We start from the raw sequence: 15,376 nt of genomic DNA, 5'->3' as shown, positions 1-15,376 counted from the left end.
GCCTTCGTTGACTATTTCGTCCAACACACACGTCTACCTGCGGCAAAACATTCAGTTCGAACCGCTGATCAACGGTTGGTACGCGTGGTTTCACACGCTGCCGCCGTTGACCGCCGCACTCAACGTGGCCGAGCGGTTCCTGCCGCTGCTGCAGTCCTATGCCGCGTCGCCGATGATGCATGCGGCAGCCTGCAAGGATCCCGCGATGCGCGGCGGCCCGTTTCTCGACCTGGGCGGCAAGCGCGTCGACGAAATCCGCGCGCTGATCGAGCAGACCACCGGTCGCGCGACCCGCCAACTGGAACTGGCGAAGGCTTACAAGACGTTCTCCACGTTGCTGCTGGAACAGGCGAAGGGGATGGCGTCGGACCCGATCTATCCCGAGATCCCGGACGTGCTGAAAGGCTATGTCGAGATCTACTACGACCTGAATCACAACCCGTCCTTCCGGCTCTTCGAGAGCTTGCTGTATGCGAGCCCGTTCTATGCGCGCGATGCCCAGAGCATCGCGCTGTCGGCGATCGACGAGAACACGCCCCGGCCGTTCATTCTCAGCACGCCCCGGCTCAGCGACGAGCGCACGCTGTTTTGCAAGATGGCCTTCGACGATCGCGCGCTCGATGCGCTGTTCCGGATGCGCGACACACCCGGCAGCTACGCGAAAATCGTCGACCTGATGCGCGTGGAGGAGAAGGACGAGCCGCTGTTCCGCACGTTCTTCGTCGAGGAGGCGCCAGCGCCGAAACCGGATCGTTCGTTCGACGGCGACGACATCCGCATCCGCTATTACGGCCACGCGTGCCTGCTGGTGCAAAGCCGAGGCGTGAGCATCCTGATCGATCCGGTGATCAGCTACGGCTACGACACCGCGCTGCCGCGCTATACGTTCGCGGACTTGCCCGACCAGATCGACTACGTGCTGATCACGCACAGCCATCACGATCACATCGTCCTCGAAACGCTGCTGCAGCTTCGCCACAAGATCAAGACCGTGGTGGTCGGCAGGAATCTCGACGGGTTCCCGCAAGATCCGTCAATGGCGCTGGCGTTGCGCAAGCTCGGTTTCGACGATGTGCTGGAAGTCAGGGATGCAGACGAAATCAAGCTGCCCAACGGCGTCATCACCGCCATTCCGTTCCTGGGCGAACACAACGATCTGGCGATCCAGAGCAAGCAGAGCTTCATGATCCGCTTCGGCACGCGTTCGGTGCTGTGCATCGCCGATTCGTGCAACCTGGACCCGCGCCTCTACGAGCATGTCTTCCGCCTCGCCGGCAAGCCGGACACGTTGTTCGTCGGGATGGAAACCGAGGGCGCACCGCCGTCATGGGTCTACGGCCCGCTGTTTCCCAAGGCGCTGCCGCGCGACCTCGACCGGTCGCGCCGGGCGCGGGGCTGCCAGTTCGGCGAGGCGGCCGCGCTGGTGGACGACTTCCCGTTCAACGCGGCGTATGTCTACGCGATGGGGCAGGAGCCGTGGCTCAACCACCTCCTCGACAACACCTTCGACGAAAACTCGCCCAGCCATATCCAGTCCACCCAGTTTGTCGCGCACTGCAAGGCCAAGGGCATCGCCTCCGAAATCCTGTACGCGACGAGGGAGATCGTGCTTTGTCAGAACTGAATCTCAACGCGCTGTCGACCAGCGGGCAATACCAGGAACACCTCGCGTTCTGGAACGAGGCGCTCGGTCGCATCGACGAAGACTTCCGTCTTCAGCAGGCATGGCAGGCGTATGCGTTGCCCCTCGGCCCCGCGCCGGCGCTGACGTTCGCGCTCGACGGCGACGCGGCGCAGACCCTGGCGAAGCTCGCTGCCGGCAACGAGCTGGGCGCGTTCGTCGTGCTGCTGGCGGCGCTGTTCCGGGTGCTCGGGCGCTACGACGGCGCAGCCAGCCTGTTCGTGGACACGCCGCGCCTGATCGCCGAAGCCGCGAACGGTTCCGCCGATTCCGTCCCGCTGCTCGACGCCGCCCAGCCCGGCCCCACGGTTCGCGCGTACCTGAACCAGGTGCGCGACAGCGTGCAGCGCAGCTATTCGTATCAGGATTTTCCGATCGCGGCCCTCGCGCACAAACTGCGCGGCGAACGGCCGGCGACCAACGTCGGCGTGCGCTTCGACGGCCTGCACGAAGCGTGGACGGAGGGGGACTACGACCTGTCGATCGAGATCCGGCATCGTGCGTGCTACGAGATCGTCCTGACGGGCCGGCAGACGGTCTTCACGCTGCATTATCTGCAGCATGTCGCGCGGCACCTGCGCAACGTCGTGGCCGGCTTCGGCGCGCTGGACGCCCCGCTCGACACGGTCTCGCTGCTCGATGACGAGGAACGTGCGCGCCTGCTTGCGCATGCGGCACCCGTTGCCGTGGATGGCACCTTCCTCGCGCAGTTCGCGCAACGGGTCGCGGCCACGCCGGACAGCATCGCGGTGGTGACCGCCGACGCATCGCTGACCTATGCGCAGCTGGACGACCAGGCGTCCCGGCTGGCGGGCTTCCTGCTCGCGGAATACGCGATCGAGCGCGGTGACGTGGTGGGGGTGGTCGCCGACCGGTCCGAGCGCTGGATCGTCGGCATGCTCGGCGCGCTCAAGGCGGGCGCGGTATATCTGCCGCTCGACCCGGAGTTTCCGCGGGAGCGGCTGCGCTTCATGATCGAGGACGCGAAGGTCAAGGCGCTGCTGACGAACTCGGAATACCTGCCGTTGCTCGCCGATTTCTGGGCGATTCCGATGTTCGCGCTCGACTTTCAGCTCGACACGCTGGAACCCGCACCGGCGTCAGCGCAGGTCGAGGTCGCGCCGGGCGACGCGGCGTACATCATCTACACGTCCGGCTCCACGGGCATCCCCAAGGGTGTCGTGCTCGAACATGCAGGGCTCCTGAACATGGCGCAGTCCCATGTGAACGCCTTCGGTTTCGATGCCGACGACCGGTTCGTCCAGTTCTACTCCCCGGGCTTCGACGGCTCGATCATGGAGATTTTCGTCACGCTGCTCGCGGGGGCGCGCCTGGTGCTGGCGAAGACTGCCGTGATCCGGGACGTGCCGCGTTTCGTCGACTACATCGCGCAGCAGGGTGTCACCACCGTCAACGCGACGCCGGCCTATCTCGCGTCGCTCGACTGGAACGCGCTCGGCGCCGTGAAGCGGGTCATCAGCGCGGGCGACAACGCGCGCGTGGCGGATCTGCGCGAACTGGCCCGGACCCGCGTGTGCCACAACTCGTACGGCCCGACCGAGGCCACCGTGTGCATCGCGGACTACGTGGTCGACCCGGCGATCGCCTACGGCGCCCGTCTGCCGGTCGGCCGCCCGATCCACAACACGCACCTGTACCTGCTCGACGAGCACGGGGCGCTGGCCCCCGACGGGTGTACCGGCGAGATCTGCGTGTCCGGCATCGCGCTGGCGCGCGGCTATGTCGGCCGCGACGACCTGAGCGCCGCCGCGTTCGTCGACCACCCGTTCGAAGCGGGCGAGCGCCTCTATCGCACCGGCGACCTCGGCGTCTGGCTGCCGGACGGCAACCTGGAAGTCACCGGGCGCCGCGACACGCAAGTGAAGATTCGCGGCTATCGCATCGAGATGGGCGAAATCGAAGCGGCACTCCGGCAGCACGCCGGCGTGACCGACGCGATCGTGTTCGTGCGCGAGGATACGCCGCAGCACAAGCAGCTGGTGGCCTGCGTCGCCACGGCGACGGCCAGCGTCGCCGGCCTGCGGGAACATCTGAAGGAACGCCTGCCCGAGTTCATGGTGCCGGCCTCGATCGTGACGCTCGAACGCCTGCCGCTGACACCGAACGGCAAGCCCGACCGCAAGGCGCTCGCCGCGCTGGAGCTGGCGCCCGTGCCGAGCGCAACCGCGTACGTCGCACCGGCCAATGACGTCGAAGCGCGCCTGGGCAAGATCTGGTCCGAGGTGCTGGGCCACGAGCCGATCGGCATGCACGACAATTTCTTCGAACTCGGCGGCGACTCGATCCTGCTCATTCAGGTGATGTCGCTGGCCCAGCAGGTCGGCCTCAAATTCACCGCCGACCAGTTTTTCGCGCATCCGACCATCGCCGCGCTTGCCCGGGTTGCGGTGGAGGCGCCGTCGATCCTGATTCCGCAGGAACCCGTGGTCGGCCCCGCCCCGCTGACGCCGATCCAGTCCTGGTTCTTCGCGCAGGACGTGGCGGACCCGCACCACTACAACCAGTCGACCATGATCGAGGTGCCCGCGTCGCTGCGGCCGGACGTGCTCGAGCACGCGCTGGCGGCGGTCGCGACCCATCATGACGCGCTGCGGCTGGGTTTCGAGCGCGTCGCCGGCGCATGGCAGCAATCGCATGCGGCGCCGCCGCTGGCGATTCCGCTCGGCGTCACGTCGCTGGCGGACGCGGCGCCCGCCGCTCGGCAGGCGGCCATGCTCGCGACCGCCAGCGCCATGCAGGAAAGCTTCACGTTGTCGGCGCCGCCGCTGCTGCGCGCGCACCTGTTCCAGTTCGGTCCCGACGCGCCGCAGCGCCTGCTCGTGGTCGCGCACCATCTGGTGATCGACGGCGTGTCGTGGCGCATCCTGTTCGAAGACCTGTACGCCGCGTGTCGCCAGCACGAAGCGGGCGAAGCGGTGCAGTTGCCGGCCAGGACGACGGCGTGGCGCGACTGGTCGACGCGCCTGTCCGAACTCGGTGCGAGCACGCCCGACGGGCTGGACTACTGGCTCCAGGCCCGCGCCGACGAGCCTGCGTGCTTCGACGACATGCCGGTCGGCACCGTCGGCGAAGCCGGCACGACGGTCATCGATTTCGACGCCGGGCAGACGCTCGCGCTGTTGCAGGACGTGCCGCGCACGTTCAACACCCAGATCAACGAAGTCCTGCTGACGGCCCTGCTGCTTGCGTTCGGCGACTGGACCGCCAACGCCACGCTGGTCGTCGAGCTCGAAGGCCACGGTCGCGAGGACCTCTTCGACGGCGTCGATACGTCGCGCACGATCGGCTGGTTCACCACGCACTACCCGGTGTACCTGAATGCCGGCAACGCCACCGTGGCGGTCGACGCGTTGCGCCACGTCAAGGAGCAGCTGCGCGCGGTGCCGATGCGCGGGCTCGGCTACGGCGTCGCCCGCTACCTCGGCAACGACGCCGGCATCGCGGCGACACTGGAACGGCAGCCGCCGGCGCCGGTGCGCTTCAACTACCTCGGCCAGATCGATCGCGTGCTGGCCGACGACACGGGCTGGAAACCGGTGCTCGACTTCCAGAGTCCCGAGCACAGCCCGCGCGCACGTCGCGGCCATCTGTTCGAGATCGACGGGATGGTGTTCGACGGGCGTCTGCGCCTGACCTGGCGTTACAACCGCGCGGCCTGCCCACCCGGCGTCATCGAGCAGCTGACGCAGTGCTACCGCAGTCGTCTGCTGTCGATCGTCGAGGCCAGCGGTGACGGCCCGCGTGGGCTGAGCCCGTCGGACTTTCCGGCCGCTCGCATCAGTCAGGAAGCGTTGGACGCCCTCGTATCAAGGATCAAATCGTGACCTCCCCCACCATCGCCGATATCTACGAGCTCTCCCCGATGCAGGAGGCGATGCTCTTTCATGCCGTGCACTCGCCCGGCGCGAGCAGCAGCTTCAACCAGCTCGGTTGCCGGATCACCGGCAGCCTCGATCCCGCGCTGTTTCAAGCCGCCTGGCAGCAGTTGATCGATCGGCACCCGGTGATGCGCACGTCGTTCCATTGGGAGGCATTCGACAAGCCCATGCAGGTCGTGCATGCGCACGCCACGCTGCCGTGGGTGCAGGACGACTGGCGCGATCTGCCGGACCACGAACAGCGCGCGCGGTGGCGCGCGCATCTCGACAGCGACCTGGCCGAAGGCTTCGCGCTCGATCGTGCGCCGCTCGTGCGCTGCCGCCTGGTGCGCGTCGCCGAGCACGCGTACCTGTTCAGCTGGAGCCACCATCACATCCTGGCCGACGGCTGGTGCCTGTCGCTCGTGATCGAGGAGATCTTCGAGGCCTATCGCGCGCTCACGCACGGCGTGCCGCCGGCGCTCCCCGCGGTGCGCCCCTATCGCGACTATATCCAGTGGCTGCAGCAGCGCGAGCCGCAAGCCGCGCAGCAATACTGGGCGCGCTATCTCGAAGGTTTTCACTCGCCGACCCCGCTGCCCACGTCCGCGCGCGCGGACGCGGGCGAGCGCTTCGGCGAGGGTCTCGCGCAAGTGCAGGCCGACCTGTCGGCCGACCTGAGCGCGCGCCTGCGGCAATTTGCGGCCCGCCATCACGTCACGCTCAATACCCTCGCGCAAGCGGCCTGGGCGCTCGTGCTGTCGCGTTACAGCGGGGAGACCGACGTGGTGTTCGGCGCCGTCGTGTCCGGACGGGGCGCCAACCTGCCGGGGATCGAATCCATGCTCGGCCTGTTCATCAATACGGTGCCGGTGCGGGTGCGGGTCGACCCCAGGCAGCCGCTGGTGCCGTGGCTGAAGATGATCCAGGCGCGCGTGGCCGCCCGCGCGCCGTTCGAGCACACGCCGTTGCCCGACATTCAGCGCTGCAGCGAAGTGCCGCTGACGACGCCGCTGTTCGAGAGCAACATCACGTTCATGAATTACCCGCTGGACGCGTCGCTGACGCATGGCGCGCACGGGCTGGCGGTCGACGAGGTTCAACTCTACAACCGCGCGGACATCCCGCTCGAATTCGTGGTGACGGCACGCGACGACTGGAAGATGGAACTGTCGTTCGATCCGCGGCGCTTCGATGAAGACACGATGCAGCGCATGCTGGGCCACGTGGCCGCGACGCTCGATGCCTTCGCGGCCGATCCGAATCGGCTGCTCGGACGCCTGCCGATCCTGCCCGAGGCCGAGCGCCGGCTACTGCTGGACACCTTCAACGACACCGCCGTGCCGTTCGACGCCGCGCTCACCGTGGTGCATCGTCTGGAACAGGCCGCCGCGGCGCACCCCGGGCGGGCGGCGGTCGAGTACCGCGACAGCGTCCTGAGCATCGGTGAACTGAACGCCCGCGCCAACCGTATCGCGCACCGCCTGCTGGCCGCCGCCGAGCTGGGGCCGGATGCGCTGGTCGCGATCTGCATGCACCGGTCGGCCCACCTGATGGAAGCGATCCTCGCCGTCTGGAAGTGCGGCGCCGCCTATATTCCGATCGACCCCAACTATCCGGCGGCGCGCATCCGCACCATTCTCGAGGATTCCGGCGCCGCCCTCGTAATGACCTGCGACGGCCTGTTGCCGGCCGAGCTGGCCTCGCTCGCGCCGGTCGTGTCGCTCGACGACACCACCGGGATCGACGACGACACCAACCCCGGCCGCCCCGTGTCGCCCGACAGCCTCGCCTACGTGATCTACACGTCCGGTTCCACCGGAAAGCCGAAAGGGGCGATGGTCGAGCACGCCGGCATGCTGAATCACATGCTCGCCGAGATCGACGAGTTTTCGATTTCGGCTTCGTCGGTGATCGCGCAAACTGCGCCGCATTGCTTCGATATTTCGGTCTGGCAATTTTTCACGGCGCCGCTCGCCGGCGGCAAGACCGTGATCGTCGACGACGAATGCATTCGCGATCCGGCGTCCTTCATCGCGACCCTGGACGCCACCCGGGTCAGCATCCTCGAACTGGTGCCGTCCTATCTGTCCGCCGTGCTCGACCGCGCGTCGGAACGGCCGGCGCTGATGCGGCACCTGCGGCACCTGCTCGTCACCGGCGAGATGGTCAGCCCGGCCCTGGTGAAACAGTGGTTCGACGTGTTCCCGGACATCGCGGTGGTGAACGCCTACGGCCCGGCGGAAGCATCCGACGACGTCGCGCAGCACCGCATGACGTGCGCGCCGACCACGCCTTACGTGCCGGTCGGCAAGCCGATCCGCAACGTACGCCTCTACGTCGTCGACCCGCAGATGAACCTGTGCCCGATCGGGATTCCCGGCGAACTGTGCGTGTCCGGCATCGCCGTCGGCCGCGGCTACCTGAACAACGAAGCCGCAACGCGGGAGGCTTTCGTCGAGGATCCGTTCATTCCGGAGCGCGGTGTCCGCATGTACCGCACCAGCGACATCGGCTGCTATCTCCCCGACGGAACGATCGCGCTCTACGGCCGCAAGGACCACCAGCTGAAGATCCGCGGCTACCGCATCGAGCTCGGGGAGATCGACAACGCGCTGGCCGCCATTCCGGAAATCCGCCAGGCGGCCGCACTCGACTATCGCGACGACGCCGGCCGCGCCGCGCTATGCGCGTATGTCGCGTTCCGCGACGGCGCGTCGCTGAGCGATGCCGCGATAGCCGCCGCGTTGTCCGCCACGTTGCCGGATTACATGGTGCCCGCCATCTACGTGGTGCTCGACGCGCTGCCCCTGAGCGGCAACGGCAAGATCGACCGCAAGGCGCTGCCGCCGCTCGACCGGTCGCGGCTGTCGGCGGCGGCACACGCACCGACACCGCCCCGCACGCCCACCGAGACACTGCTGTGCCGCATCTGGGGAGAAGCGTTGGGCATTCCGGCGCCCGGCATCCACGACAACCTGTTCACGCTGGGCGGCGACTCGATTCTCAGCATGCGCATCGTGTCGCTGGCCGCCAGGGCGGGCCTGAAGCTCACCACCCGGCTGATCTTCCAGCATCCGACGGTTGCCGAGCTCGCCGCCGTGGCGACGCGCGGCACGGTCGGCGCGGCGGAGTTCGTCGCATCGTCCGGCCCGCTGCCGCTGACGCCGATCCAGACGCGTTTCTTCGCGCGGCATCAGAACGATCCAGATCAGTACAACCAGGCGGTCCTGCTCGACGTGCCGGCGGATTTCGATCCGGCCTTGCTGCGCCTGGCGTTGCGGCACGCGGTCAAATGGCACGATGCGCTGCGACTGCGCTTTCGCGCGGGCGAGTCCGGCTGGATCCAGGCAGTCGTCGACGATCCGGAGGTGCCCGTCGGCGTGTTCGACCTTCCGCGCGAGCGGCTCGCGCAGCACGTCGCGCAGTCGCATGCGAGCCTGAATCTGTCGGACGGCCCCGTCGTGCGTGCGGACCTGTTCCGGCTCGACGAAGGCCGTTCGCTTCGTCTGCTGCTGGTTGCGCATCATCTGGTCGTCGACGGCGTGTCGTGGGGCGCGCTGCTCGAAACCCTGTACGACGCCTATACCCGCCTGCGCAACGGCAAGGCGCCCGAATTTGCGGGCGGCAGCGCGACATGGACCGCCTGGACCCGGGCGATCTCGCGCTGGGCCGGCTCAGGCGCCGCCGACGCCGATCTCGTCCATTGGCAGGCCCTGGCGCGCGCCGACCTGCCCGGCCTGCCGCTCGATCGCGCCGCGCCGGCCGACGCCAATACCGTGTCGTCCGCCGAAACGATCGTGGTCGAGCTGGGCGAAGCCGCGACGACGGCCTTGCTGGGCGCCGCGCCCCGGGCCTACGACGCGCAGATCAACGACGTGCTGCTTGCCGCGCTCGCGCGTGCCGTCAGCGACTGGAGCGGATGCGCCGACGTCCTGCTGGATCTCGAAGCGCACGGGCGCGAAGAACTGTTCGAAGACCTCGACATCTCGCGCACGGTGGGCTGGTTTACGTCCGTGTTCCCGGTCGCGCTGACGGTCGATCCCGGCCCGCACGATCCGGCTCGCCTGGTTGCGTCGGTCAAGACGCAACTGCGCGCCGTGCCGAACGCGGGCATCAGCCATGGCCTGCTGCAAGACCGGCTCGACGGTCCGGCGCCGCAGCCGCAACTGCTGTTCAACTACCTGGGCCAGACCGACCAGCTGTTCGCCGCCGCGCGCGACTGGAAACCGGCGACGGAGCCGAGCGGGGACGGCCGCCATGCGAACCAGCGGCGCGAACACCTGCTCGACATCAACGCCTACGTGAGCGACAACCGCCTGCACGTTGCGTGGGAATTCAGCCGGGCCTGCCACGACGCCGCCACCATCCGGCGCGTCGCGCAAGCGTACCTCGCGGCGCTCGAATCCCTGGTCGCCGCCCCTGCCGTCCCGTCCGCATCGACCCGGCCCGCGACCGGCCTGGCGCAGGCGCCGGCCTCGGTCATGCCGGACGAGATCGCCGACGTCTACGCGCTGACGCCGACCCAGCAGGGCATGTTGTTCCACGGGCTGTTCGAACCCGCGTCGGATGCGTACTTCAGCAGCCTGAATTTCCGTATCGACGGCGCGCTCGACGTCGAACGGTTCCGCCGCGCGTGGGATACCGTGGCGCAGCGGCACGACATCTTGCGAACGTCGTTTCACTGGGAAGACCTCGACAGCCCCGTGCAGGTCGTGCATCGCCATATCGACTTGCCGTGGCACGAGGAGGATCTGCGCGCGGCGTCCGCCGCGGAGGCCGAACGGCGTCGGCAAACCTACGACGCGCAGGACCGGGCACGCGGCTTCGACTTCACCCGGGCGCCGCTGATGCGCGTCGCGCTGTTCCGCATGGGCGATCACGCCTGGTGCTTCCACTGGAGCCATCACCACATCCTGCTCGACGGGTGGAGCTCCGCCCGGCTCCTGGGCGAAGTGGCCGCCGCCTATCAGGCGCTGCCGGCCGACGGTGCGCCGGAGCAGGACGCGCCGCCGGCCTTCGCCGAGTACGTGCGCTGGCTGGCGCGCCAGGACGCAACCGCGGCGGAACGCTTCTGGAAGACGAAGCTGGCGGATTTCCCGGCGACGACGCCGCTCGTGCTGGGACGCCCGGAACTCGACGGCACGGCCGCGCCGGGCACCTATGTCGAGGTGCCGCTGCGGCTCTCCGAAAGCGACACGCAACGGCTCGTCGCCTTCGCGCAAACCCGTCGCCTCACCCTCAACACGCTCGTGCAGGGCGCGTGGGCCCAGCTGCTGGGTCGCTACAGCGGCGAAGCGGACGTCGTGTTCGGCACGATCGTTTCCGGTCGCCCGGCCTCGCTGCCGGCGTCGGACGAGATGGTCGGGCTGTTCATCAACACGCTGCCGGTGCGGGTTCGCATCGACGCGCGCCCCACGTCCGCGTGGCTCGCGCAGTTGCAGATGGAGCTCGCGCAGCAGGAGGAATATGCGCACTATCCGCTGGCCGACATCCAGAAATTCGCGGGCCTGCCGCCCGGCGTGCCGCTCTTCGAAAGCCTGCTCATCTTCCAGAACTATCCGGTCGAGGAAGCGCTGGCCGACGGGCTGCCCGGCCTGCGGATCGGCGAATTCCAGGTCGCCGATCCGAACAACTACCCGCTGACGCTGGTCGTGACGCCGGGCAAGCGCCTGTCGCTGCAGGTGCTGTACGACGACGGCCGGTTCGATCGCGAAACGATCGTCCGCCTGTTGGGTCACGTCGAAACGCTGCTCGTCGGCCTCGCCGGCGAGGAAGATCGCCCGAACCGCAGCGTTGCGCTCCTCACCGCCGCAGAGCGGGACGCCATCGTGCTCGGATGGAACGATACGTTCGCGCCGGTTCCGTCCGACCGGACGCTACCCGAACTGATCGAAGCCGTCGCAGCCGTGCACCCCGAGCGCATTGCGGTCCGCTGCGGCACGGAGGTCCGCACCTATCGCGACCTCGTCGAGGGCGCCAACCGGATCGCCGGTCATCTGCTGCACGTCGCGCCGATCCAGCCGGACGACCGGATCGCCGTCTGGATGCCGCGCTCGCCGCTGATGCTGGAAACGATCCTGGCCATCTGGAAGTGCGGCGCGGCGTACGTTCCCGTCGATCCGGCCTATCCGGCCCAGCGGGTCGAGACCCTCCTGACGCTGGCCCGGCCGGCCATCATCGTCGCGACGGACGGCATGCCGCCGCCGGCTCTGGCGTCGATCCCGCGGGTCGATCCCGCGCGCCTGCCCGAGCAACGGGGTGCCGGCGCGCCGGCGCCGCGTTGCCGGCCCGCGGATCTCGCTTACGTGATCTTCACGTCGGGTTCGACCGGCCAGCCGAAAGGCGCGATGGTCGAGCATTGCGGCATGCTCAATCACGTGCTCGCGATGGCGCGCAGGGTCGGGCTCGGCGCGCAGAGCGCGGTCGCACAGACCGCTTCGCACTGCTCCGACATTTCGGTCTGGCAGTGCTTCGCGGCACTGGTGTCGGGCGGCACGACGGTGATCTATCCCGATGCCGACATTCTCGAGCCCGCGCGCCTGATCGACGCGCTTCACCGCGACCGCATCACGGCGATGCAATTCGTGCCGTCCTATCTGGCGACCTTTCTCGGTGAGCTGGAACGGCACCCGGCGCCGGCCTTCCCGCACCTCGACACGCTGCTGACGATCGGCGAAACCCTGCAGCCGGCCTCCGCGCACGCGTGGTTCCGCCTGAATCCGGCGGTCCGGCTCATCAACGCATACGGGCCGACCGAAGCGTCGGATTCCGTCGCGCATTTCAGCATGGAACGCGCGCCGGACCTGCCGGCGATTCCGATCGGCCGCCCCATCGAGAACCTGCGCCTCTACGTCGTCGACGCCGACATGAATCCGTGCCCGGCCGGCGTCAAAGGCGAGATCTGCATCGGGGGAGCGGGCGTCGGGCGCGGCTACCTGTTCGACGAAGCACGCACCCGGGCGGTGTTCCGCGACGATCCGTTCAGTCCGGAACCGGGCGCGCGCCTGTATCGCACCGGCGACATCGGCTGCTTCGGGGCCGACGGCACGCTCCACTTCTTCGGACGCCGCGACTTCCAGGTCAAGATCCGCGGCTATCGCATCGAGCTCGGGGAAATCGAAGCCGCGCTGACGGGGCTCGCAGGCATCTCCAACGCCGTCGTGGTCGCCCGGCAGGCGTCGGACTCGGACATGACCCTGTGCGGCTACGCGTCGGGCACCGGCTGGACGCCCCAACGCCTGCGCGACGCACTGCGCGACACGCTGCCGGCGCATATGGTGCCCGACACCGTGATGCTGTTGCCGGCGTTGCCCGTCATGCCGAACGGCAAGATCAACCGCGCCGCGCTGCCGCTACCGGATGCCGCGTCCGTGCCCGACGGCGCGCCGGCCGAACCGCAGACGCCCGTCGAGGCCGCGCTGCTGCGCCTCTTCGCCGAGGTGCTCGGCCGTCGGCCGAAGGGCGTCGACGACGACTTCTTCGAGCATGGCGGCCAAAGCCTGAAAGCGATCCAGATGGTCAGCCGGATCCGGCGTGAACTGAAACTGAACGTCGCGGTCGCCGATATCTTCCAGGCGCCGTCGCCGCGCGCACTCGCGCGGAAGCTGGCATCCCGCCCCACCGATCTCCTCGATGTCGATGCGCCCATCCCGGCGCTTGCGGTGCAACCGTCCTACGCGGTGTCCCGTGCACAGAAGCGGATCTGGCTCGCCAGCCGCAGCGCGGATCCGTCCACGTACAACATGGCAGGCGCGCTGCAGCTGGACGGCGCCGTCGACACGGCGCGCCTCGTCCGTGCGTTCGACGCGCTGGTCGATCGCCATGAGAGCCTGCGCACCGTGTTTGCGATGATCGAAGGCGAGCTGCGGCAACGCATCCTCACCCGCGAGGCATCCGGATTCCGGGTCGAGCACATGGATCTCGCGGACGATGCTGCGCTGCAGGCCATCGATGCGCTGATTCGCGAGGAAAGCGGGCAGCCATTCGATCTCGCGTCGGGGCCGCTCTTGCGCGTCAAGCTGGTCCGGCTCTCGCCGACGGAACACCTGCTGCTGTTGAACATGCACCACGTGATATCGGATGCGTGGTCGATCCGCGTGCTGACCGACGACCTGCAGGCCCTGTATGCGGGACACGACCTGCCGCCGCTGTCGATCCAGTATCGCGACTACGCCGCGTGGCACAACGCGAGCCTCGAAGGTCCGCACGCCGCCGCGCATCGCGCGTACTGGCTCGCGCAACTCGCGGCGCCGCTGCCCCGCCTGCAACTGGCGTCCGACTTCCCGCGTCCCGAGCGGCCCGGTCATGCCGGGCAGACGCTCGAAGTCGAACTGTCGGAGCAGCAGGTGACGGGCCTCGCGGCACTGGCCCGCGCGCACCATACGTCGCTCTACACGGTGCTCCTCGCGTCGTTCTGCGTGCTGATGCACCGCTACACGGGGCGCGAGGACATCGTCATCGGCAGCGTGTCGGCCGGCCGCGACAGCGAGCAGCTCGAATCGCAGATCGGGGTGTTCCTCAACACCCTCGTGCTCCGCGTCCCGGTGCAGCAGTCCGCAACCGTCGAAGCGGTGATCGACGCGGTGGCAAAAGCCTCCACGGACGCGCTGGCGCATGCGTCCTATCCGTTCGATGCACTGCTGGACGACCTGAAGATTCGCACCCCGGCCGGCCACTTCCCGATCTTCGACATTCAGGCGAACGCCATTTCGATGCCCGCGCCGCAGTCGGATGTGCGCATCACGGACCGCTCGCAGGCGGACACCACGGCCAAGTTCGATCTGTCGTTCCAGGTCGTGGAAAGCGATGGCCGGCACCGCATTCAGTTGATCTACAACGCCAACCTGTTCCGCCCCGCGACCATCGCCGCGATGCGCGATCGACTGCTCGCGATCCAGGACGTCTTCCGCCGCGATCCGGCCATGCCGGTCGATCGCATCCCGCTGTCCGGCGAAGCGCCCGCCGCCAGCCCGCGCGTGCGGGTCGGCCTGCGCCTGAAGCGAGCGCCCGAAGTCACCGTCGACGACGTGCTCGAGGAGAAGTCGTGATGCCGGCCGGAGTGCGAACGGCGGGCGCCATGCGCCCGGCTTCGGGTTGTTTCAGGTGAACAAAACGTATCGAGGAGTTTCCTGTGCAAGACAATAACGTGCTGGTCACCGACCATCGCTATGCGCACACCGCGCGATTCTGGCGCGAAAGCCTGTCCCTGGTCACCGGTACCTACCGGATCGCCGCGCACGCGCCGAGCCCGCAACCGGGGCGCCAGCTCTCCTGCACGGTGCCGCTCACGCCCGCGTCGCTCGACGTGTTGCGGCGCATCGGCGACGGCGAGCTTGCCGAATTCGCCGTCACGGCGGCGGGCATTGCGTTCCTGCTCTGGCAATACTTCCGGACGCCGGTCACGGTGCTCGGCACGCCGGGGCTTGCAGAGCACCCGTCGACCCGGGTCGGCACCATTCCGCTGATCATCGAGGTCCGTCCCGAGGAGCGCATCGAGGACTACCTGTCGCGCGTGGCCGGGATCGTCGAGGAAAGCTATGCCGAGCATCAATTCCCGCTCGAAACGCTGGTGCGTCACGAAAAGGAGCTGGCGCTCGCGCAGCTCACGAAGGTCTCGCTGGCGGACGATCGGGTGCACCATGCGCTGACGGGGCAGGACGACGACCTGCAGTTGCACCTGCGACTGGCGCGCGGCGAAATCGAGATTCGTCATGCCGGCGCCATCGAGCCATTCGTCATGGACGGTTTCGCAAGCGGCCTCGCCACTGTGATGCAGGCATTCGAACACCTCGACCAGCCGGTCGGCGACATCGAC

General features: G+C 68.2%; 3 protein-coding genes. All 3 read left to right on the top strand.

What is annotated here, in order from left to right; translation table 11 throughout:
* The first annotated feature begins 7 nt into the window (after window positions 1-7).
* Genes HAV18_RS20560 through HAV18_RS20550 form a run of 3 tightly spaced genes read left to right on the top strand, consistent with a single transcriptional unit; the run spans window position 8 to window position 14,609 of the window.
* Window positions 8-1,624, top strand: coding sequence for an MBL fold metallo-hydrolase (locus HAV18_RS20560; RefSeq protein WP_166959109.1), 1,617 nt, complete (start codon window positions 8-10; stop codon window positions 1,622-1,624).
* Window positions 1,612-5,526: a non-ribosomal peptide synthetase gene (locus tag HAV18_RS20555; protein ID WP_166959107.1), complete on the top strand. Its 3,915-nt coding sequence runs from the start codon at window positions 1,612-1,614 to the stop codon at window positions 5,524-5,526. The genes HAV18_RS20560 and HAV18_RS20555 overlap by 13 nt, the downstream gene beginning before the upstream one ends.
* Complete coding sequence (locus HAV18_RS20550) at window positions 5,523-14,609, top strand: non-ribosomal peptide synthetase (RefSeq protein ID WP_166959105.1); 9,087 nt, start codon at window positions 5,523-5,525, stop codon at window positions 14,607-14,609. The genes HAV18_RS20555 and HAV18_RS20550 overlap by 4 nt, the downstream gene beginning before the upstream one ends.
* Window positions 14,610-15,376: the final 767 nt, after the last annotated feature.

Origin of the sequence: Burkholderia sp. D-99 (genome assembly GCF_011605345.1) — a bacterium.
Classification (GTDB): domain Bacteria; phylum Pseudomonadota; class Gammaproteobacteria; order Burkholderiales; family Burkholderiaceae; genus Burkholderia.
The sequence above is the reverse complement of the archived record's forward strand: the minus strand, read 5'-3'. Positions and strand labels throughout refer to the sequence as shown.